Origin of the sequence: Streptomyces sp. BB1-1-1 (genome assembly GCF_031597775.1) — a bacterium.
GTDB lineage: Bacteria > Actinomycetota > Actinomycetes > Streptomycetales > Streptomycetaceae > Streptomyces > Streptomyces thinghirensis.
Window position 1 is genome coordinate 1,152,142 of record NZ_CP134203.1, and the last position, 21,357, is coordinate 1,173,498.

The following is a 21,357-nucleotide window of genomic DNA, read 5'->3' on the forward strand; positions in this document are numbered from 1 at the left end:
CTCCTGGTGGTCCGTCGTGATCCGTCGGGAGGGGGTCAGATGCGCTCGACGATCGTGGCGATGCCCATGCCGCCGCCCACGCACAGGGTGGCGAGGCCGTAGCGCTTGTCCTGGCGCTCCAGTTCGTCGACGAGCGTGCCGAGGATCATCGCGCCGGTGGCGCCGAGGGGGTGGCCGAGCGCGATGGCGCCGCCGTTCACGTTGACCTTGTCCAGGGACAGGCCCATGTCCTTGACGAAGCGCAGGACGACCGCGGCGAACGCCTCGTTGATCTCGACGAGGTCGATGTCGTCGATGGTCAGCCCGGCCTTGGCGAGCGCCTTGCGGGTGGCGGGGGCGGGGCCGGTGAGCATGATGGTGGGCTCGGAACCTGAGACGGCGGCGGAGACGATCCGCGCGCGCGGGGTGAGCCCGTAGCGCTCGCCCACCTTCTTGGAGCCGATGGCGACCAGGGAGGCGCCGTCCACGATGCCGGAGGAGTTGCCCGCGTGGTGGACGTGGTCGATCTGCTCGACCCAGTGGTACTTCTGCAGCGCCACGGCGTCGAAACCGCCGAGTTCGCCGATGTCGGCGAAGGACGGCTTGAGACCCGCGAGGGAGTCGGCGGTGGTGCCCGGGCGCAGGTGCTCGTCGTGGTCGAGGACGGTGAGGCCGGCGCGGTCCCTGACCGGCACGACGGACCGCTCGAAGCGGTTCTCCTTCCAGGCGTTGGCCGCGCGCTCCTGGGAGAGGGCCGCGTACTCGTCGACGTCGCGGCGGGTGAAGCCCTCGATGGTGGCGATCAGGTCGGCGCCGATGCCCTGGGGCACGAAGTTGGTGGCGAGGTTGGTCATCGGGTCGTTGAACCAGGCGCCGCCGTCCGAGGCCATGGGCACCCGGGACATCGACTCGACACCGCCGGCGAGGACCAGGTCCTCCCAGCCGGAGCGCACCTTGGCGGCGGCCAGGTTGACGGCCTCCAGACCCGAGGCGCAGAAGCGGTTCTCCTGGACGCCGGCCACGGTGTCCGGCAGTCCGGCCGCGATGGCGGCGATGCGGGCGATGTCGGAGCCCTGGTCGCCGACGGGGCCGACGACGCCGAGCACGATGTCGTCGACGGCGGCCGGGTCGAGGTCCGGGAAGCGGGCGCGGATCTCGTGGATCAGGCCGACGACCAGGTCGACGGGCTTCGTACCGTGCAGGGCGCCGTTCGCCTTGCCGCGTCCGCGCGGGGTGCGGATCGCGTCGTACACGTACGCTTCGGTGGTCACTGGCAGGCCTTTCACTGAGGGTTTTTCGCGGGGCTGTTCAGCTGTTCGTCCGTGGGTTCCCCGGCAGGTCCCAGTCGCGGGCCACCGCCTCGGTGTCGGCGCCCGGCCGGGCGGGTCCGGTGCGCACGGCGGTGGGGGTCGCGGAGAAACGGGGCGCCGGGGCCGGCTGGGTGACGCCGCCGTGGTCGGTGAAGGTGGAGCGGGCGGCGAGGTGCGGGTGATGCGGGGCCTCGCGGAGCGACAGGACGGGGGCCACGCAGGCGTCGGAGTCCGCGAAGACGGACGTCCACTCGTCCCGGGTACGGGACCTGAAGCGGGCGGCGATGGCCGCGCGCAGTTCGTCCCAGCGGGCCATGTCGTCGCGGGCCGGTGCCTGCTCGGGGATGCCGAGCAGCTCCATGAACTCGGCGTAGAACCGCTGTTCCAGGGCGCCGACCGCCATGTACCGGCCGTCGGCGGTCTCGTAGGTGCCGTAGAACGGGCAGCCGCCGTCGAGGAGGTTGGCACCCCGCCGGTCCTGCCAGCCGCCGGCGGCGAGCATGCCGTGGATCATCGAGGAGAGGTGGGCGGCGCCGTCGACGATGGCGGCGTCGACGACCTGGCCGGTACCGGTCGCGCGCGCGTGGTGCAGGGCGGCGAGGAGGCCGACGACCAGGTAGAGGGAGCCGCCCGCGTAGTCGCCGACGAGGTTGGCGGGGACGGCCGGCGGCTCGTCGGGGGCTCCGATCATGCCGAGGGTGCCGGTGAGCGCGATGTACCCGATGTCGTGACCGGCGCGCTGGGCGAGCGGGCCGTCCTGGCCCCAGCCGGTCATGCGGCCGTAGACGAGGCGCGGGTTGCGGGCGTGGCAGTCTGCGGGGCCGACGCCGAGCCGTTCGGCGACGCCGGGGCGGTAGCCCTCGATCAGCACGTCGGCGCGTTCGGCGAGGTCGAGGACCTGGGCCGGGCCGTCCGGTGCTTTCAGGTCGACGACCACCGAGCGCTTGTTGCGGTTGGTGACGTCGTGCGCGGGGTCGATCGCGAGGCCGGGGCCGCCGGGGCGGTCGACGCGGACGACGTCGGCGCCCAGGTCGGCCAGGAGCATGGCGGCGAAGGGCCCGGGCCCGATACCGGCCAGCTCGACCACGCGCACACCCGTGAGCGGACCCTCGCCCGGCGTGCGCCTCGCCGTCTTCGCCTCCGACATCGAGCCCCCAGGTCTGTGACACCACTGATGTAACACCAGTGATGCTAGAAACGTGTTCCACTGGGCACAAGACCGGAGCGAGCAAGCGCTTAGCCAATTATGGGGCAGGCTCTCCTCCGGACCCGCGGTCCTCACGCTAGCCTCGGCCACCGGCAACGGCGCGTGCTGCGGGCCCAGGGGTTGCCGCCGGGTGACGAAGGGATGTCATGACCAGGCTGAAAACGGCCGACCGGCCGTACGACATCGTGCTCTTCGGAGCGACGGGGTTCGTCGGCGAACTCACCGCGGAGTACCTCGCCGCGCACGCGCCCGACGGGCTGCGCTGGGCGATCGCCGGCCGCAGCGAGGAGAAGCTGCGAAGGCTGCGGGAGAGGCTGCCGGGCGCGGCGGACGTCGGCGTACTGCGCGCGGACGTCTCCGATCCGGCCTCGCTGCGCGAACTCGCCGAGCGGGCGCGCGTGGTGGCCACGACGGTGGGACCGTACGTCCAGTACGGCGAAGCGCTGGTCGCCGCCTGCGCGGAGACCGGGGCGGACTATCTCGACCTCACCGGTGAGCCCGAGTTCGTGGACCTGACGTACGTCCGTCATGACGCCCGCGCGCGGGAGACCGGCGCCCGGCTGGTGCACGCCTGTGGTTTCGACTCCGTGCCGCACGATCTCGGTGTGTACTTCACCGTGCGGCAGCTGCCGGAGGGCGTGCCGCTGGCCGTGGACGGCTTCGTGACCGCCGACGCCACCTTCTCGGGCGGTACGTTCGCCTCCGCGCTGGGCCAGTTCGCGCGCGGCAGGCAGTTGCAGGCCGCCGCGCGGGAACGCCGGCGGCACGAGCCCCGGCTGGTGGGCCGCCGGGCGGCGACGCCGACGGGCGCGCCGCGGTTCGCCGGGGAGGTGGGGGCCTGGGCGCTGCCGCTGCCGACCATCGACGCGCAGATCGTGCGCCGCTCCGCGAAGGCGCTGGACCGCTACGGCCCCGACTTCCGCTACCGCCACTACGCGGCCGTGCGGCGTCTGCCCGTCGCGGTGGGCGGGGTGGCGGCCGTGGGCGCGCTCGTGGCGGCGGCTCAGGTACCGCCCGCGCGGCGCTGGTTGTCCGGCCGGCTCAAGCCGGGTGACGGGCCGAGCCCCGAGAAGCGGGCGAGGAGCTGGTTCTCGGTCCGCTTCGTGGGCGAAGGCGGCGGCCGGAAGGTGTTCACCGAGGTCTCGGGCGGCGACCCCGGGTACGACGAGACGGCGAAGATGTTCGCCGAGGCGGCGTTGTCCCTCGCCCTCGACGACCTGCCGCCGGTGGCCGGTCAGGTCACGACGGCCGTGGCGATGGGGGACGCGCTGATCGAGCGGCTGCGGACGGCGGGCATCCGCTTCCGGGTGGCCGCGGCCCGCTGACCGACCCGTCCCGGGGCCTGTCCGGCGGATTAGGCCGGCGGATCATGCCGCTGACGCGGGGGCCGACACACCCATCCGCCGGACAGGCCCTACCCGGACCACCCGACGATCGTGTAGATCATCCCGCCGATCCAGGCCAGCCCCGCTCCCACGGCGAGCACCAGTCCCGCGACCACTGCCCGCTCGACGGGCCGGCCGGGGTGGTGGGCGGACTGCTTGGGTGCGCGGTGCGTCGTCATGCGGCCCAGCCTGTCGCGGCCGGCGGCGGGGCACATCCGTACGGATACTCAGGTGGCCGCTGAGCACCGGCCCGCGCCACGAGCACGTGGTCTCAACACGGATTTGAGACTTTTCCCGCCGCCCGTCCAACAGCGGCCCATCGCTGGCCCACTATCGGCCCACCATCACCGGTACTCCCGACCGACAAAGTGCCAACAAGGAGTTGAATGAAACCCTTGAAGGCATGAAGTTCCTTCTCGAAGTCACCATGGACGAGGGCGCGCTCGCCGAGGACCCCGCGGGCGAGTTGCAGCGGATCCTGCGGTACTGGGGCGGCAACCTGAAGCACTACGCGCTGCGGCCCGGCGACGGTTCGGTGGTCTACGACTCGGCGTACCAGGAGGTGGGCCGCTGGAGCGTCGAGGGTCAGGCCGGGTAGGTGGTGGCCGCCCGCAGGGCCTCGCGGCACAGCGCGTCCGCCCTGCGGGTGGTCTCCGGCAGACGGTAGTCGGGGGCCAGGGCCAGCGTGTGCGCGCAGGCGTTGTCGAGGCTCACACGATGGCCGACGGAGACGAAGACCGGCTTGACACCGTCGCGGGTACGGACGGCACGTCCGACCTCCTCGGCGCCGGCGAGCAGCGGGGACGTACTGCCGCGGGGCGCGTCCGGGTCGTCGTACGTGAAGGTGAACGGGTTCTTGGCCACGCCGATCGTGGGCAGTCCGGTGAGCACGCCGAGGTGACTGGCGAGGCCGAAGCGGCGCGGGTGGGCCAGGCCGTAGCCGTCGCAGACGACCAGGCCGGGCGGGCGGGGCAGCGCGTCCAGGGCGGCGAGGACGGTCGGGATCTCGCGGAAGGCGAGCAGGCCGGGCACGTAGGGGAAGGAGATCCGGCCGACGGCGGTGGCCTCGGCGACGACGGCGAGGGTCGCTGCGTCCAGTACGACGGCCGCCGCCGCGACGACGTCCCGTTCGTCGTCGTAGGCGACGTCCACGCCGGTCACCCGGCCCGTGCCGGGCGGCGGGCCCGGCTCGTCGAGCACCACGCGGACCCGCAGTTCGTCCTGGACGGCGCGGGCCCGCTCCTCGGTCGCGGGCCAGTCGGCGGGAATCTGCACGGTCACGGTCGTCATGGTGGCGGCAAGCCTACGGGAGCGCCGGAGTAGGCTCACGATCATGTTCGTACTGGAACTCTCCTACACCGCCCCGCTCGACGCGGTCGACGCGGTGCTGGAGGAGCACGTGGCGTGGCTGGACGAGCTGTACCGGCAGGGGGTGTTCCTGGCGTCCGGGCGCAAGGAGCCCCGCGACGGCGGGGTGATCATCGCCGTCGCGGGGGACCGTGCGCGGATCGAGGAGATCACCGCGGGCGACCCCTTCGTCAGGGCCGGCGTGTGCGCGTACCGCGTCACCGAGTTCGTCGCCACGAAGACGGCGCCGGCGCTGGAGCGGTACCGGGAGACCCTCGAGTAGGTCCTGTCCGGCTCACTTGCCCAGCGCGCGTTGCAGTTCGCCCTTGTTCATGTTCGAACGGCCGCTGATGTCGCGGCGCTTGGCCTCCTGGTACAGCTGGTCGTAGGTGGGTCCCTGGGGGCCCTGCCGGTTCCCGGACCGCTGGCCGCCCCGCTTGCTCGGCGACTTGTCCTGCGTGGACGTACGGCTGGCGGTCTTGGACTCGCCGGACTGGGCGCGCTCCTTGTTCACCGTCCTGGCCGCGATCTCCTTGGCGCGGCCGGTGCTCTCGCCACGGTCCTTGGCGCTGTCCTTGATGTGCTCGTACTGCCGCTCCCGTTTGGAGCTCGAACCGCGTGGCATGTCCGCTCACTTCCTCTCACGTTCAGCGAACGGATACCCACGTTACGGACGAACACCCGGCCCCGCGCGCCGTCAGCGCTCCAACCGGGCGACCCGTCCCTGCTCGCCGGCGGCCCAGCAGCCCGGATCCGGCGTGCAGTCCACGGTGTCGTACGACCCGGTGTCGACGGTCCGCCAGGTGCGGCCGCCGTCCGTGGTGAGGTCCGTGCCGGTGGGGCCGACCGCGAGGGCGGCGGTGCGGCTGTACGGGAGCCAGGCGACGCCGGACCGGTAGGAGGAGGGCGACCGGTCGGCGGACCGCCAGGTGGTGCCGCCGTCGGTGGTCCGCGCCGCCGCCCGCGGGGAGGGCTGGTCGGGGCGGAAGTCGCCGCCGACGGCGAGGCCGTGGACGCGGTCCCGGAACGCGAGGGCGAAGACGCCCCGGGCCGGGTCTCCGGCCGGGATCGGGGTGTCGGAGGCCGTCCAGGTGAGCCCGCGGTCGGCGGAGTGCAGCACGCGCGCGCGTGCCGCGCCGCCGGTGGCCAGCCACACGTCCTTCGGTCCGGACGCGACCAGGCACTGGCCACTGGCCGCGAACCCGGCCTCGCCCTCCTGCGCGGCCGGCATGCCCTTGCTCGGCAGCACCTTCCAGGAGCGCCCGCCGTCGCTGGTCGACAGGATGCGGAACTTCCCGTCCACCGGGTCGCTCATGGCGAGGCCGTGGCGGCGGTCGAAGAACGTGAGGCAGTCGTAGAAGGCCCGCGGGTCGGTGTTGCGGAAGGATTCGGTCCAGGTCGCCCCGCCGTCGTCGGTGCGGTAGACCCTGGACGCCTCGCCCTCGCCGATGGCCAGGACCACGGCCCGGCGGGCGTCGAACGCCTCGATGTCCCGGAACTGCGACTCGCCGGCGCCCGGCGGCGAGACGTTCCGCCAGGTGTCGCCGCCGTCGGTGGTGCGCAGGACGGTGCCCCGGGTGCCGGCCACCCAGGCGGTGTGCCGGCTGACCGCCGCGAGTCCCCGGAACCGGACGTCGGACGCCCCGGTCTCCTTCGTCTCCCAGTGCGGTCGCTGGTGCGCCTGCGCGGGGGCGGCCGCCGTCAGCGCGGCCAGTGCCGCCGCGCACACCGCCCCGGCGATCACCGCCCGTCCCGTGCGCCTGCCACCGGTTCGGACGGACCGTTCCGTGCGTCGCATGCTCCCCAAGCGCCTCATGGCGGGCGAAGCCAGGGGGTGTCGTTTGGATCTTGCCGGGGTCGCGGGCCCTGGCACGCGCATCTGCGGCGTTGTCGTCGGTTGCCAGGGCTCCGCCCTGTCGCCCTCCTCCGCCTTGCAGCTGCACGCACCAGACCCCGCTCGGGTCAGTCACAAGGCACCGTTGCCTGGAGCCGACCTGATCCAAACGACACCCCCTAGCCCACCGTCCGGGCGCCGTCCAGAGGACCGTGTGCGGCGCGCGCGTGCGGGCACGCGTGCCACAAGTGCCTTACGAGGCATGCGAGGAGAGGCGCGTCACTCCCGCGCATGAACGCGGTGACAGAGGTCACTCGGTCATCGTGTGCACGGATTGGCTGATTCCGTCGTCTCTTCCAGTGCCCGGCCCGCACCAACCGGAAGCCCGTCCAGCCGTCACGAGGGAGCAAGGCGTTGTCCACCGTCATCGAGCAGCCCGTCGAGGCGCGTCTCGTCGCTGCCGCGCCGCGTATGCCCAGCATTCCCGCAACGCTGCATTACGACCGCAGCGATCCGTTCGCCGTCCGGATGACCTTCCCGGCTCCAGCCACCCTCGAGGGCGTGGAGGTCTGCTGGACCTTCTCCCGCGAGCTGCTCATCACCGGGATGCGGGAGCCGGACGGTCACGGCGACGTACGGGTGCGCCCGTACGGCTACGACCGGACCGTCCTGGAGTTCCACGCGCCCGAGGGCACCGCCGTGATCCACATCCGCTCGGGCGAGCTGCGCCGGTTCCTTCAGGCCACCGGCGAGCTGGTGCCCGTCGGCCTGGAGCATCTCCAGCTCGACCTGGACCACGACCTGGCGGAGCTGATGCGGGGGACCTGCTGACGACGCCCTGACGCTCCCGCGCGGCGCGGTGGACCAGGGCGTGCGCGGCCGGTTCGGCGACCGACGGTGCGCCGGGTCCGGCCGGCCCGTCTCAGCCGCCGGTCGACGCCACGGCCCGCGCCGTTTCCGCGCTGACCGCTCCCCACACCTCGCCCACGATCCTCCGCAGCCCGGGGGCCGCGGCCCCGCCGCGCTCGGTCAGCTCCGCGATCCGGCCCTCCCGGCGCGCGTCGGTCCCGGCCGGCCCGAGGGCGCGCGGTTCCGCGGCGGCCGCCAGCGCGGCCATGGCCGCGTTCCGCTCGGAGACCTCCCCGGCCGGCACCGGACCCTCCAGGAGGTACCGCGTCTCCTCCCGGAGCGCCTGCGCCGCGGCGCTCCGCGCCAGGACGTACTCCACGGACGGGAACACGCCGAGGACGCGCTTCTTCTCGGCGCGCAGGTACCCCTCGGCCACCAGCTGCTCCCGGACGGCGTCGAAGGTGAGCCGCGCGTGCAGCCTCACCCACGTGCGCCACCGGTGCGGCATCGACTCGCGGACGAGGTCCAGCAGCCCGTCGAGGACGGCGTCCCCGGTGCGGGAGTCCAGGTCGACGGGGGTGGCGATGCCCTCGTCGTCGACGAGCAGGCCGCGCTGGGCCAGTTCGGTGAGCGCGCCGGCGCGCACCAGGTGGTGGTGCCGGGCGGTGTCGGTGACTCCGGGGCGCGCCGGGTCCCAGGCCAGCAGACAGAGCCGGGCCGGCAGTGAGAGCGAGCCGTTGGGCACGGGGCCTCCTTGGGGCCGTGGGACCGGATGCACGGTAAGGCGTTGACAGCCCAGCCGGTCTCTCGTACGGTGTACAGCGCTTCTGTTGCCGCCGATTGGAGAAGGACGTTGCTCGTCTGAGGTCCTGAGACACCGCGTCACACCATTCTTGTGTGTACGCCGCGTGCGACCTCGGCGTTCGAGCCGTCCCTTTGCGGAGCAGGGCCTTTTTCATGCCCGAGCACTCCCCGGGGCTCCTCCTTCCCTCGTCCGACGGCGCTCGCCGCCTCCCGGTGTCTCGATACGCGTTTGCCCCTGACCGCCTCAAGCAACCGCGGAGACCCTGTATGTCTACTTCCATCACTTGTACGTCCCTCTCGTTCGCCTGGCCCGACGGCACGCCCGTCTTCGAGGGACTCGACACCGCCTTCGGCCCCGGCAGGACCGGGCTCGTCGGTGTCAACGGGTCGGGCAAGTCCACCCTGTTGAAACTGATCGCCGGGCAGCTCGCCCCGGCCGACGGCACGGTCCGCGTGGCCGGCGAGGTCGGTTACCTGCCGCAGAACGTCACGCTCGACACCGCGCTGCGGGTCGACGAGGCGCTCGGCATCGCAGCGCGGCGGGCCGCGCTGCACGCCATCGAGGCGGGTGACGTGGCCGAGGAGCACTTCGAGACCGTCGGCGACGACTGGGACGTCGAGGAGCGCGCCCTCGCCACGCTCGGCGAACTCGGCCTCGGTCACGTCGGGCTCGACCGCACCGTCGGCGAGGTCTCGGGCGGCGAGTCGGTGCTGCTGCGGCTGGCCGCGCTGCTGCTGCGCCGGCCCGACGTCCTGCTCCTGGACGAGCCCACCAACAACCTCGACCTGTACGCGCGAAGGCGGCTGTACGCGGCCATCACCTCCTGGCCGGGGGTCATGGTCGTGGTCAGCCACGACCGCGAGCTGCTGGACCTCGTCGACCAGATCGCCGACCTGCGCTCCGGCGAGATCACCTGGTACGGCGGGAACTTCTCGGCGTACGAGGAGGTCCTGGCCGTGGAGCAGGAGGCGGCCGAGCGGATGGTGCGCGTCGCCGAGTCCGATCTGCGCAAGCAGAAGCGCGAACTGGCCGACGCCCAGGTCAAGCTGGCCCGTCGCAAGCGGTACGGCCAGAAGATGTACGAGCAGAAGCGTGAGCCGAAGATCGTCATGGGGGCTCGCAAGCGCGCGGCGCAGGAGTCCGCGGGCAAGCACCGCATCATGCACGAGGAGAAGCTCGCCGAGGCCAGGGAGCGGCTCGACGACGCGGTGGAGGCCGTGCGGGACGACGACGAGATCCGCGTCGACCTGCCGTACACGGCCGTACCGCCGGGGCGCTCGGTGCTGACGCTGCGGGATCTGGAACTGGCCTACGGGGCACGCGTGGAGGGCGGTTTCGATCTGCACGGCCCCGAGCGGATCGCGCTGATCGGGCGCAACGGCGCGGGCAAGACCACGCTGCTGCGCACGATCGCCGGGGAGCTGGAGCCGGTGGCGGGCGAGGCGACGGCGCACGTCCCACTGCGGTTCCTGCCACAGCGCCTGGACGTCCTCGACGGCGAGCTGAGCGTCGCCGAGAACGTGGCCCGGTTCGCGCCGGGCGCCACCAACAACCGGATCCGGGCGCGGCTGGCGCGCTTCCTGTTCCGGGGCGCCCGGGCCGACCAGCAGGCGGCGACCCTGTCCGGCGGCGAACGCTTCCGGGCGGCGCTGGCCGCGCTGATGCTGGCCGATCCCGCACCGCAGCTGCTGATGCTGGACGAGCCGACGAACAACCTGGACATCGCGAGCGTGCGGCAGCTCACCGGCGCCCTGGAATCGTACGAGGGGGCGCTGGTCGTGGCCAGTCACGACCTGCCGTTCCTGGAGTCGATCGGCATCACCCGCTGGCTGCTGATGGAGGAGGGAGAACTGAGGGAAATCACGCCAGAAGCTGTCGGGTATCCCGCCTAGCGTTCCCGGCATGAGCGAGTTCATCAGCATCAACGGAGCCAGGGAGAACAACCTCCAGGACGTCACGCTCCGCATCCCGAAGGGCCGGCTGACCGTGTTCACCGGCGTTTCGGGGTCGGGGAAGTCGTCGGTCGTGTTCGACACGATCGCGGTCGAGTCGCAGCGCCAGCTGAACGAGACGTTCACCTGGTTCGTGCGCAACCGGCTGCCCAAGTACGAGCGGCCGCACGCGGACGCCCTGGAGGACCTCTCCCCCGCGATCGTCGTCGACCAACGGCCGGTCGGCGGCCACTCGCGGTCCACGGTCGGCACGATGACCGACATCCACTCGGTGCTGCGGGTGCTGTTCTCCCGGCACGGCACGCCCAGCGCCGGGGCGGCGACGGCGTACTCGTTCAACGACCCGTCGGGCATGTGCCCCGGCTGCGACGGCCTGGGCCGCAAGGTGCAGCCCGGCTGGGACCGCATCCTCGACCCCGCCAGGTCGCTGGCCGGCGGGGCGGTCCGCTTCCCGCCGTTCGCGGCGGGGACCTGGCAGGGGCAGGCGTACACCAACACGGACGAGCTGGACCCGGACAAGCCGGTCGGCGACTTCACGGACGCCGAGCGCGCGTTCCTGATGCGCGGGCGGCCCGGCAGCAAGGTCACCGTCAGCGGCGCGGGCGGCACCTGGACCACCGAGTACGAGGGTCTCGCCGACCGCTTCGAGCGGCTGTACCTCAAGCGGGACCTGTCGGCGATGAGCGAGAAGACCCGGGAGCTGGTACGGCGGTTCCTGGTCGAGGGCGACTGCCCCGAGTGCGGCGGCGCCCGGCTGAACGCGGCGGCGCTCGCGGCCCGGATCGACGGGCACTCCATCGCCGACTGCTCGGCCATGCAGGTCACCGACCTGATCGCCGTACTGAGGCGGATCGACGACCCGGTGGCCCGGCCGATCGCCGGTGCCGCGGTCACCGCGCTGGAGCGCGTCGAGGCGATCGGCCTCGGCTATCTCAGCCTCGACCGGGAGACCTCCAGCCTGTCCGGCGGCGAGGGACAGCGGCTGAAGACCGTGCGGCACCTCGGCTCCAGCCTGACCGGGATGACGTACATCTTCGACGAGCCCAGCGTCGGGCTGCACCCGCGCGACGTCGGACGCCTCGGCGACCTGCTGCTGCGGCTGCGCGACAAGGGCAACACCGTGCTGGTCGTCGAGCACGACCCGGACGTCATCGCGCTGGCGGACCACGTCGTCGACATGGGGCCGGGAGCCGGCGCGGGCGGCGGCCGGGTGGTGTTCGAGGGGACGCCGGACGAACTGGCCGGGGCGGACACGCTCACCGGACGGTTCCTCGGACGCCGTACGGCGGTGAAGGAGGACCCGCGGACGGCGACCGGGGAGCTGTGGGTGAAGGGCGCCGGCCGCCACAACCTGCGGGACGTGACAGTGGCCTTCCCGACCGGGGTGCTGACCGCGGTCACCGGGGTCGCCGGGTCGGGCAAGAGCACGCTGGTCGCGGAGCTGATCGCCGCCCACCCGGACGCGGTGGTCGTCGACCAGTCCTCGATCGGCGTCTCGGCGCGGTCGACCCCGGCGACGTACCTCGGGATCATGGACACGGTACGGAAGATCTTCGCCCGGGAGACGGGCGCGGAGGCCGGGTTCTTCAGCTTCAACTCGGCGGGAGCGTGCGGCACCTGCGAGGGGCGGGGCATCATCAGCACCGACCTCGCGTTCATGGACCCCGTGACGACGACCTGCGGCGACTGCGACGGCCGGCGCTTCCGCGACGAGGTGCTGCGGCTGACGGTCGACGGCAGCTCCATCGCCGACGTGCTGGCGATGACCGCCGACCAGGCACTGGACTTCTTCGCCGACACGGGCGTACGGCGGCGGCTGCGCGCCCTGCGCGACGTCGGGCTGACCTACCTCACGCTCGGGCAGCCGCTGTCCACGCTGTCCGGCGGCGAGCGGCAGCGCATCAAGCTCGCCACCCGGCTGCACCGCACCGGCGCGGTGTACGTCCTGGACGAGCCGACCACCGGACTGCACATGTCGGACGTCGAGGGACTGCTCGCCCTGCTGGACCGGCTGGTCGGCACCGGCAACTCGGTCGTGGTCGTCGAGCACAACCTGGACGTGGTGGCGCACGCCGACTGGGTGATCGACCTCGGTCCGGACGGGGGCCGGGACGGCGGCCGGGTGATCTTCGAAGGCACCCCGCGCGAGCTGCTCACGGCCCGCGGCTCCAGCACGGCGGAGCATCTCAGGAGGGCCACGAGGGGCTGACAGGGGTTCCGTCCGCACGCGTCCCCGCTGCATGATGGCGAGTCGGCGCCGCGCCACGGGTGCCGGACCGCCAGCGCCGATACGGAGACCCCTCGTGCCCAGCAAGAAGGCCCTCGTCCGCCGCCCCAGCCCGCGACTGGCGGAAGGACTGGTGACCCATGTCGAGCGGGAGAAGGTCGACCACGGTCTCGCGGTCGAGCAGTGGGACGCGTATACCGAGGCCCTGCGCGCGCACGGCTGGGAGACGCTGGAGGTGGACCCGGCCGACGACTGCCCCGACTCCGTCTTCGTCGAGGACACGGTCGTCATGTACCGCAACGTCGCCCTGATCACCCGGCCGGGCGCCGAGTCGCGGCGTGCGGAGACGGCCGGGGTCGAGGAGGCCGTGGCCCGTCTGGGCTGCTCGGTCAACTGGGTATGGGAGCCGGGCACCCTGGACGGCGGCGACGTCCTGAAGGTCGGCGACACGATCTACGTCGGGCGCGGCGGGCGCACCGACGCGGCCGGCGTCCAGCAGCTCCGGGCCGCCTTCGAGCCGCTGGGCGCCCGGGTCGTCGCCGTACCCGTGAGCAAGGTGCTGCACCTCAAGTCGGCGGTCACCGCGCTTCCCGACGGGACGGTGATCGGGCACATCCCGATGACGGACGTGCCGTCGCTGTTCCCCCGGTTCCTTCCGGTACCGGAGGAGTCCGGCGCGCACGTGGTGCTGCTCGGCGGCGGCAAGCTGCTGATGGCGGCGAGCGCGCCGAAGACGGCGGAACTGCTCGCCGACCTCGGCCACGAGCCGGTGCTCGTCGACATCGGCGAGTTCGAGAAACTCGAGGGCTGTGTGACGTGCCTCTCGGTCCGGTTGCGGGAATTGTACGGCTGAGCCGGCGCGAGCGTCACCCGTCCGGCTCCGGACCTGCGGGTCTCGGAGCCTTCGCCACCCCGGTGGACCGCAGCTGATCAGGGGCCTTTACAGTGCGTTTAACCTACGGTCTCGTAACCTACGGTTTCGTAGCCTACGATCCCGTAGGTTACCCGGCACCGCTCGCCGGTCGCTTTCCGCTCTGTCGTACGTCCCCTGGAGTTCTCCGTGACGATCGTCTCCCCGCACCTCGGCAGTTCCGCCGAATGGACCGACGCCCGGCTGCTGTACGCGCTGGAGGAAGTGGTCGAGACCGAACTCAACCGGCACCTGAAGGTCACCAAGGACTGGATGCCGCACGAGTACGTGCCCTGGAGCGACGGCCGCAACTTCCCCGGGTTCTTCGAGGACGGCGAGGCCTGGGAGAAGGGCCAGTCCAAGGTCACCGAGATCGGCCGGATCGCCCTGGTGGTGAACCTCCTGACGGAGGACAACCTCCCCAGCTACCACCACGAGATCGCGAGCCTCTTCGGCCGGGACGGCGCCTGGGGCACCTGGGTGCACCGCTGGACCGCGGAGGAGGGCCGGCACGGCATCGTGATGCGCGACTACCTGCTCGCCTCGCGCGCGGTCGACCCGGACAAGCTGGAGCAGTTCCGCATGGCCCACATGAGCGAGGGCTTCGAGTCGGACAACCGGCACTCGATGCTGCACTCGGTGGCCTACGTCGCCTTCCAGGAGCTGGCCACCCGCATCTCGCACCGCAACACGGGCCACCAGTCCGGCGACCCGGTCTGCGACCGCATGCTGGCCCGCATCGCGACCGACGAGAACCTGCACATGGTCTTCTACCGCAACCTGCTCAAGGCGGCCTTCGAGCTGGCGCCCGACCTGACGATGCAGGCGGTGCGGGACGTGGTCGTGAACTTCCGGATGCCCGGTCACGGCATGCCCGGCTTCGAGCGGGCCGCCGCGCAGATGGCGATCGGCGAGGTCTACAACCTGCGCATCCACCACGACGACGTGATCCAGCCCGTGCTGCGCTTCCTGAAGATCATGGAGATCGACGGCCTCGGCCCCGAGGGTCAGGCGGCCCAGGAGGAGCTGGGGCTGTACATGGGCGGGCTGGACGCCGAGGCGTCCAAGTTCGACGAGAAGCTGGCGGCGCGCAAGGCGCGGATGGCGGCGCGGGCGGCGGGCTGACCCGCTGCCCGTCCGCCGCCGCCCGGTCGGGTGGCGGTGCGGGGCGGGGCTGTTCGCGGGGCCGGGATCAGTGCGCGGTGCGCCGCAGTGCCAGCCGTTCCTTCTCCGACAGCCCGCCCCAGACGCCGAAGCGCTCGTCGTTGCTCAGCGCGTACTCCAGGCAGGCCGAGCGGATCGGGCACAAAGCGCAGATCCGCTTGGCGTCCCGTACGGAACTGCCGGGCTCGGGGAAGAAGAAGTCCGCCCCGGTCTGTGCGCACAACGCCTCCTCCTGCCAGGCGAGGTCGGGCGTCGTGATCATCTCGGTGTGCATGGACAGCAGCGTGCCGGACGGCGAAAAACGTTCGATCAACGCGGGATCAACGCCGCGCCGGCGGGCCCGTGGCCGACCCGATGGTCCTCCGCTCCGTGCGGGGACGCACGGCGGCGCGCGGGAGCGCTTGTCAGTGGTGGGTGGAAGACTCGGCAGTGCAGGCAACGGGACCCTTCCGAGGAGGGCGATGATGCTCACCACCCGTTTCGTCACCGGCGCTCCGAACTGGATCGACGTCGGCGCGCCCGACATCGACGGCGCCACCTCCTTCTACGGTGGCCTCTTCGGCTGGCGCTTCCGGTCGGCGGGGCCCGAGGCCGGCGGCTACGGCTTCTTCGAGCTGGACGGCCGGATCGTGGCCGGCGGTATGCAGACGACGCCGGAGCAGGGCCCGCCGTCCTGGACGGTCTACTTCCAGACCCCGGACGCGGAGGCCGCCGCCCAGGCCTCCGAGCAGGCCCGGGGCGGTGTGCTCATGCGGCCCATGGACGTGCTGGACCAGGGCACCATGGCGATCCTCGCCGACCGGGCCGGGGTGCCGTTCGGCGTCTGGCAGCCGGGGCGGCTGGGCGGCCTGACCGTGGCCGGCGAGACCGGTGCGCTGTGCTGGGTCGAGCTGTACACGGCGGACATCGCGGCCGCCGCCGCGTACTACCGGGCGGTGCTGGGGCTGGAGACCTCGGCCGTCTCCTTCCCCGGCTCCACCTACACCTGCGTCAATCCGGCGGGCGAGGGCGAGGAGAGCATGTTCGGCGGCGTCGTTCCGCTCGCCGACGACCCTCTGGAGACGGACGGCCACTGGCTGCCGTACCTGGCGGTCGACGACACGGACGCCGCGGTCGCCCGGACCCTGGAGCTCGGCGGCACGGTGCGGATGCCCGCGACGGACATCGAGGGCGCCGGACGCCTCGCCCGTCTGGCCGACCCGTACGGCGCCCGGTTCGCGGTACTCAGGCCGATGCCGCGGGAGGGGTAGGGCTGCGCGGAGGGTCGGGTCGCGGGCCTTGGACGGCGTCCGGCCGGCGGAGGTGAGCGGCGTCCGAGGCGGCACGCCGCGAGGTGGAGCAGGCAGTGGTGGCGGCCGCTGCCGCGCCGGGCGACGCGAGGGGCCCGGCGCGCAGACGGGCGTGGTCGGAGGCGGAGTGCCTGCGTCCATGTCAGGAGCCGCCAGGCCTGCCCGGGGCGCCCCCCGCCCGGCCGTGGTCCCCGCTCCGTCTCACGTGGTCGCGCGGTGGACCAGGGTCGTCGGCAGGACGACGCCGGACGGCTTGTCCGGCTCGGTCGCCGCGTCCGCCGCGGAGTTCCCCGCCGCGACGCCGCGGTCCAGGCCGCGCAGCAGCAGGCGGGCCATCAGCCGGCCCATCTCCTCGATGTCCTGGCGGACCGTGGTCAGCGGCGGGTCGGTCTGCTCGGCGACGGGCAGCATGTCGTCGAAGCCGACCACGGCAACGTCCTCCGGCACCCGACGCCCGCGCTCGCGCAGCACCCGCAGGGCGCCCGCCGCGGTGAGGTCGTTGGCCGCGAACACGGCGTCCAGGTCCGGGCACCGGTCGAGCAGTTCACGCATCGCCCGCTCGCCGCCGCCCGGGGTGAAGTCCCCGCGCGCGATCAGCCCGGGGTCGGCGTCGGCCCGGACGTCGCGGAAGCCGGCGAGCCGGTCGGCCGCGGACGTCTGGTCGAGCGGGCCGGTGATGTGCGCGATGCGGGTGCGCCCGAGCCCCGCCAGGTGGCGGACGGCGTCGCGGGCGCCGCCGCGGTTGTCACTGTCGACGTAGACCACGTCGTCCCGGCCGTCGTCCCAGCCGGGGCGCCCGCCGAACACGGTCGGCACGCCGGCGCTGCGGACGAGGCCGGGCAGCGGGTCGTCGAGGTGCAGGGAGAAGACGAGCGCCCCGTCGACGTGGCCGCCGGCCAGGTAGCGGCCGACGCGGGCATGGTCCTCGCGGCCCTCCGTGAGCAGCAGCACGAGCTGGTTGTCGTGGGCCGTCAGTTCCTTGCTGATGCCGCGGAGTTGCTGGGCGAAGTAGGGGTCGGCGAAGATCCGGGTCTCCGGTTCGGCGGCGACGACGGCGACCGCGTCGTGGCGGCGCGTCACCAGGCTGCGGGCGGCCTGGTTGGGCACGTAGCCGAGTTCCTCCACCGCGCGCCGGACCCGCTCGGCCAGCGCGTCCCGCACCCCGTGCGCCCCGTTCACCACCCGGGACACGGTGGCCCGCGAGACCCCGGCGCGCTCGGCCACGGCCTCCAGCGTGGGACGCGGCGCGGTCTCGGTCACGGGCACTCCTCCTCGGCGACTGCGGCTCAGGATAGCGGCAGGCCGTCGGCAGGAGAGAGCAGGAGAGCGCGGGTGAGAGCGCTCTCGGCGCCTTGAATCCGCTTGCGGGGGGGGCGCCGTCCCCTCAGTGCTGGTGTGCGGGGGCCTCCTCCCCCGTCGCGGCCTCCTCCCCGGTCGCGGCCCCCTGCCCGTGCGCGTGCTCGTGCGGGTCGTAGCCGGGGATCGTGCCGTCCGCCTTCTTCACCAGGAACAGGCCCACCATCCCCATGTCGGAGTGGCTCTGCACATGGCAGTGGTACATCCATGCCCCGGCGCCCACCCCCTCCCCCGCGATGATCTGGAAGCCGAAGGAGTCCGCCGGACCGGTGATCTTGTTGTCGATGACCTGGCTCGGGTCGTCGGGCCCGGTGAGCATGCCGGTGCGGTTGTCCGCCCAGCGGTGACCGTGCATGTGGAAGGTGTGGTAGTACTCACCGTGCGTGATCATGACGATCTCGACGCGGTCGCCCACGGTGGCCTCGAAGTTCGGCCCGGTGTGGGGCTTCCGGTTGTTGATGAGCATGTCGTTGAAGACGATCGTGTGCGTGGCGTCCGGCAGCACGTCGCCCTTGCGGCGCACGATCACCGGCCCGTACAGGCCCTTGCGGATGCCGCCGGTGCCGTGTTCCGTGCCGACGACGTGGTCGTGGTAGTGCCAGTAGCCCGCACTGCCCGCCCGCCAGGTGCCGTCGCCGCGGCGGCCGGGCTTGTGGGTGCGCCAGGTGTAGGTGCGGGTGCCGCCGGGCTCGACGTCGCTCTTGTTCATCGCCGTGCCGTCGCTGGAGATCTCGTAGTCCAGGCCGTGGACGTGCAGACTGGCCCGTACGTCCATCGTGTTGGTGAACTCGATGTGCAGCGTGTCGCCCTCGTTCAGCTCGATCAGCGGGCCGGGGATGGACGCCTTGCCCTTCTCGAAGCCGTAGCCCATCTGACCGTCGGGCAGCTTCTCGGCGTACATCTTGATGTGTCTCACCTCGCCCCCGGCCGGTGCCGTCTTCGCGGTGACACCCTGGGCCGCACCTGCCGCGCCGGCCGCGCCCGCGGTCTCCGGCGCGATGGACAACGATGTCGCGACGGCCGCGCCGCCCAGCAGTACCCGTCGGTTGAAGCCTCGCCTGTCCATGCCGAACTCCCCACGCTGATACGGAATTTGCGGAGACGTAGCCGTGATTGGCTGTGATGAACCTGTGGGACGGTACCGGCTGCGGCCGCGTTTATCCACACTCAGGACAAAGTTCGTTGGATCCCGGTCATACCTATTGGCGAACCATGCAAAGAGGTCTAACTTCCTTGGCGCTGCTGCCGTGACCGAGGAGGTGCCCATGCCCTTAAGAGGGTTGAGCGCGAGAAGCAGAGGCTGGGCGGCGTTCGCGACCGCCGGGTTCGTCGCCGCGGGACTGTTGGCGGGCCCCACCGCCAGTGCGCGACCGGCGCCGGATCCGTCCCTGACAACGATGTCGATCAAGTCGCCGCCCGGCGGCGCCAACGTACGTGTGCTGATCTTCTACGGTTCCGCCGCGGCCGGGGACGAGTCCCCGGTCGTGAACGCCGGGATCGCGGCCATCGAGCGGATCGGGCTGACCGGTCCGGCCAAGGAGCGCTTCCAGGTCGAGGCCACGGACAACGCCTCGGTGTTCACCAATGAGAAGAGGCTCGGCCGCTTCAACGCGGTCGTGTTCCTCACCGGCGGCGGTGACGTCCTCGATCCGGCTCAGGAGGCGGGTCTGGAGGCGTACATGGAGGCCGGCGGCGGGTTCGTCGGCATCCACGACGCCGCCCGCGCGGAGCCGTACTCGGACTGGTTCACCGGTCTGGTCGGTGCCCGCCCGGCCGCCTCCAGCCCGACCAAGGTCCAGCGGGCCACCGTCGAGGTCGGCGACCGGCGCCATCCGGCCGCCAAGGACCTGCCGGTGCAGTGGAAGCGGCCCGACCAGTGGATGAACTGGGTGGAGAACCCGTCCGGGGACGTGCACACCGTGGCCCGGGTGCGCGAGTCGACGTACCAGCCCGGTGCGAGCGCCAACGGCTGGGACCACCCGGTCAGCTGGTGCCGGGACTACGACGGCGGCCGGTCCTTCTACACCGGCATGGGCGGCACGGTGTCGTCGTACGACGAGACCGACTTCCGCGCCCATCTGCGCGGCGCCCTCATGTGGACGACACGCCTGGCGCAGGCCGACTGCAAGGCGACCATCGACGGCAACTACAAGGCCGAGCGGCTCACCGAGCCCAACCAGCCCGGCCAGAACGACCAGATCGGCGAGCCGCACGGCCTGGTCACCGCCCCCGACGGCCGCGTGTTCTACATCGGCCGGGGCGGCGCGGACTCCTCCCAGCCCGTGGTCACCGACTGGAACGACCCGGACATCGGCAAGGGCAAGGGCGAGATCCACGTCTGGGACCCGAAGACCGACAAGGTCACGCTCGCCGGTGAACTGACCGTCTTCGGCAACAAGGGCGGCGGCGACGAGCTGATCAAGGTCGAGGAGGGTCTGCTCGGCATCGAGCTGGACCCGGACTTCGCGGCGAACGGCTGGGTGTACCTGCACTACACGCCGCACTCCGAGATCAACCGCGAGACGCACATGGCCGAGCGGCGGGTCTCCCGCTTCACGCTCGACCAGGCGACCAACAAGCTGGACCCGGGCAGCGAGAAGGTGCTGCTCAAGTGGCCGGTGCAGATCCACAGCTGCTGCCACGCGGGCGGCGGGATGGCCTGGGACTCCAAGGGCAACCTGTACATCGCGACGGGTGACAACAACTCCAGTGGATTCAGCGGCGGTTACTCGGGCAACAACCCGGAGCCCAACTTCAAGGGCGTGTCCTTCGCCGACGCGCGCCGCACCGCCGGCAACACCAACAACCTCAACGGCAAGATCCTGCGCATCCACCCGGAGCCGGACGGGACGTACACGCTCCCCGAGGGCAATCTCTTCACCGGCGAGGAGACCGCCGAGGGCGGCGGCAAGACGCGCGGCGAGATCTACGTGATGGGTGTACGCAACCCGGCACGCATCTCCGTCGACAAGAAGACCGACACGCTCTACGCGGGCTGGGTCGGTCCGGACGCCGGCTCTCCGTCGCCGACGTGGGGTCCGGCGAAGTACGACACGTTCGCCGCGATCACCGAGGCGGGCAACCGGGGATGGCCGTACTGCATGGGCAACAAGCAGCCGTACCGGGACCGGAACCTGCCGGACCCGTCGAAGCCGCTGGGCTGGTACGACTGCGACGCCCCGAAGAACGAGTCGCCGAACAACGACGGCCTGGTGAACCTGCCGCCGGTGACCGGCAACAACATCTGGTACTCGCCGCAGGGCGGCGGACCCGACTTCCCGCGCGACGAGAACGGGATCCCGTCGTACAAGCAGGAGGAGGCCACCTACAAGCTGCCCTGGCTCAAGGGCGGCGGCCAGGCCGCGATGAACGGCCCGGTCTACCGCTACGACGCCGACAGCACCAGTGAGACCAAGTGGCCCGCGTACTGGGACGGCAAGTGGTTCGTCGGTGACTTCTACGACTCGGACCAGCCGCGCAACGCGGTGCTGATGGACCCGAAGACGCTGGGCGACGGCGGTCTGCCGGTGCACTCGGAGTCGCTGAAGAAGATCGTGCCGGTCGGCAACGACGGCATCAAGAACCTGATGGGCTGGAAGTTCGGCCCGGACGGCGCGCTGTACGTCCTCGACTACGGCCGCGGCTTCTTCACCTCGGACTCCAAGTCGGCCCTGTGGCGGGTCACCTACGAGGGCGGTGGGCCGACGCCGGCCGCCGGACAGCTGGCGAGGGGGTCTGAGTGA

Annotated in this window: 20 protein-coding genes; 10 read left to right on the plus strand and 10 right to left on the minus strand. The window is 72.1% G+C overall.

Annotated features, from left to right (window positions below; translation table 11 throughout):
- Positions 1-35: 35 nt before the first annotated feature.
- Positions 36-1,250, minus strand: a complete 1,215-nt coding sequence (locus RI578_RS05265) for an acetyl-CoA C-acetyltransferase (RefSeq protein ID WP_310869965.1) — start codon at positions 1,248-1,250, stop codon at positions 36-38.
- Between the two features lie 37 nt (positions 1,251-1,287).
- Positions 1,288-2,436 (minus strand): CaiB/BaiF CoA-transferase family protein, encoded by a 1,149-nt coding sequence (locus RI578_RS05270; protein WP_310869966.1) that lies wholly within the window; start codon positions 2,434-2,436, stop codon positions 1,288-1,290.
- Between the two features lie 206 nt (positions 2,437-2,642).
- On the opposite strand from RI578_RS05270, the gene RI578_RS05275 reads away from it, so the two are divergent.
- The gene (locus RI578_RS05275) at positions 2,643-3,821 is read left to right on the plus strand and encodes a saccharopine dehydrogenase NADP-binding domain-containing protein (protein WP_310869967.1); all 1,179 of its coding nucleotides are present in this window, start codon (positions 2,643-2,645) and stop codon (positions 3,819-3,821) included.
- Between the two features lie 89 nt (positions 3,822-3,910).
- Here the strand turns inward: RI578_RS05275 and mmpA are convergent, their stop codons facing one another.
- Positions 3,911-4,060, minus strand: coding sequence for a morphogenic membrane protein MmpA (gene mmpA, locus RI578_RS05280; protein ID WP_310869968.1), 150 nt, complete (start codon positions 4,058-4,060; stop codon positions 3,911-3,913).
- 224 nt (positions 4,061-4,284) lie between these two features.
- Between mmpA and RI578_RS05285 the strand changes: the two genes are divergently transcribed.
- Entirely contained in the window at positions 4,285-4,479 is a 195-nt protein-coding gene (locus tag RI578_RS05285) for a hypothetical protein (protein WP_121750196.1), read from the plus strand.
- Here the strand turns inward: RI578_RS05285 and RI578_RS05290 are convergent.
- Positions 4,467-5,171 carry an endonuclease V gene (locus RI578_RS05290; RefSeq protein WP_310869969.1) on the minus strand — a complete coding sequence of 235 codons (705 nt, stop codon included), beginning with the start codon at positions 5,169-5,171 and terminating at the stop codon, positions 4,467-4,469. The two genes, RI578_RS05285 and RI578_RS05290, sit on opposite strands and share 13 nt — an antisense overlap.
- Before the next feature lie 43 nt (positions 5,172-5,214).
- On the opposite strand from RI578_RS05290, the gene RI578_RS05295 reads away from it, so the two are divergent.
- Positions 5,215-5,511, plus strand: a complete 297-nt coding sequence (locus RI578_RS05295) for a YciI family protein (RefSeq protein WP_310869970.1) — start codon at positions 5,215-5,217, stop codon at positions 5,509-5,511.
- A 12-nt stretch (positions 5,512-5,523) separates the two neighbouring features.
- Here RI578_RS05295 and RI578_RS05300 read toward each other — a convergent pair whose 3' ends face one another.
- Both RI578_RS05300 and RI578_RS05305 read right to left on the minus strand, forming a co-directional pair.
- Positions 5,524-5,853, minus strand: a complete 330-nt coding sequence (locus RI578_RS05300) for a plasmid stabilization protein (RefSeq protein ID WP_310869971.1) — start codon at positions 5,851-5,853, stop codon at positions 5,524-5,526.
- A gap of 72 nt (positions 5,854-5,925) precedes the next feature.
- Positions 5,926-7,026 carry an oxidoreductase gene (locus tag RI578_RS05305; protein ID WP_310869972.1) on the minus strand — a complete coding sequence of 367 codons (1,101 nt, stop codon included), beginning with the start codon at positions 7,024-7,026 and terminating at the stop codon, positions 5,926-5,928.
- Positions 7,027-7,476: 450 nt separating this feature from the next.
- Between RI578_RS05305 and RI578_RS05310 the strand changes: the two genes are divergently transcribed.
- Positions 7,477-7,893, plus strand: coding sequence for an SsgA family sporulation/cell division regulator (locus RI578_RS05310; protein WP_121750192.1), 417 nt, complete (start codon positions 7,477-7,479; stop codon positions 7,891-7,893).
- 91 nt (positions 7,894-7,984) lie between these two features.
- Here the strand turns inward: RI578_RS05310 and RI578_RS05315 are convergent, their stop codons facing one another.
- A complete protein-coding gene (locus RI578_RS05315) occupies positions 7,985-8,656 on the minus strand; it encodes a GPP34 family phosphoprotein (RefSeq protein WP_310869973.1) in 672 nt (223 codons plus the stop codon).
- Between the two features lie 326 nt (positions 8,657-8,982).
- Here RI578_RS05315 and RI578_RS05320 point away from each other — a divergent pair, with 326 nt between their 5' ends.
- From RI578_RS05320 to RI578_RS05335, 4 genes are all read left to right on the plus strand, one after another.
- On the plus strand, positions 8,983-10,608 hold the full coding sequence (locus RI578_RS05320) for an ABC-F family ATP-binding cassette domain-containing protein (protein ID WP_310869974.1): 1,626 nt from the start codon (positions 8,983-8,985) through the stop codon (positions 10,606-10,608).
- A 10-nt stretch (positions 10,609-10,618) separates the two neighbouring features.
- Positions 10,619-12,877, plus strand: coding sequence for an excinuclease ABC subunit UvrA (locus RI578_RS05325; protein ID WP_310869975.1), 2,259 nt, complete (start codon positions 10,619-10,621; stop codon positions 12,875-12,877).
- A gap of 94 nt (positions 12,878-12,971) precedes the next feature.
- On the plus strand, positions 12,972-13,748 hold the full coding sequence (ddaH, locus tag RI578_RS05330; protein ID WP_310869976.1) for a dimethylargininase: 777 nt from the start codon (positions 12,972-12,974) through the stop codon (positions 13,746-13,748).
- A 207-nt stretch (positions 13,749-13,955) separates the two neighbouring features.
- Positions 13,956-14,930, plus strand: coding sequence for an acyl-ACP desaturase (locus RI578_RS05335; protein ID WP_310869977.1), 975 nt, complete (start codon positions 13,956-13,958; stop codon positions 14,928-14,930).
- 67 nt (positions 14,931-14,997) lie between these two features.
- Here the strand turns inward: RI578_RS05335 and RI578_RS05340 are convergent, their stop codons facing one another.
- Positions 14,998-15,243, minus strand: coding sequence for a WhiB family transcriptional regulator (locus RI578_RS05340; RefSeq protein WP_121751090.1), 246 nt, complete (start codon positions 15,241-15,243; stop codon positions 14,998-15,000).
- Between the two features lie 190 nt (positions 15,244-15,433).
- Between RI578_RS05340 and RI578_RS05345 the strand changes: the two genes are divergently transcribed.
- Positions 15,434-16,219 (plus strand): VOC family protein, encoded by a 786-nt coding sequence (locus RI578_RS05345; protein ID WP_310875672.1) that lies wholly within the window; start codon positions 15,434-15,436, stop codon positions 16,217-16,219.
- Positions 16,220-16,459: 240 nt separating this feature from the next.
- Here RI578_RS05345 and RI578_RS05350 read toward each other — a convergent pair whose 3' ends face one another.
- Together RI578_RS05350 and RI578_RS05355 are read right to left on the minus strand one after the other, a co-directional pair.
- A complete protein-coding gene (locus RI578_RS05350) occupies positions 16,460-17,518 on the minus strand; it encodes a LacI family DNA-binding transcriptional regulator (RefSeq protein ID WP_310869978.1) in 1,059 nt (352 codons plus the stop codon).
- 124 nt (positions 17,519-17,642) lie between these two features.
- Positions 17,643-18,680: a multicopper oxidase domain-containing protein gene (locus tag RI578_RS05355; RefSeq protein WP_310869979.1), complete on the minus strand. Its 1,038-nt coding sequence runs from the start codon at positions 18,678-18,680 to the stop codon at positions 17,643-17,645.
- A gap of 199 nt (positions 18,681-18,879) precedes the next feature.
- Between RI578_RS05355 and RI578_RS05360 the strand changes: the two genes are divergently transcribed.
- Complete coding sequence (locus tag RI578_RS05360) at positions 18,880-21,357, plus strand: ThuA domain-containing protein (RefSeq protein WP_310869980.1); 2,478 nt, start codon at positions 18,880-18,882, stop codon at positions 21,355-21,357.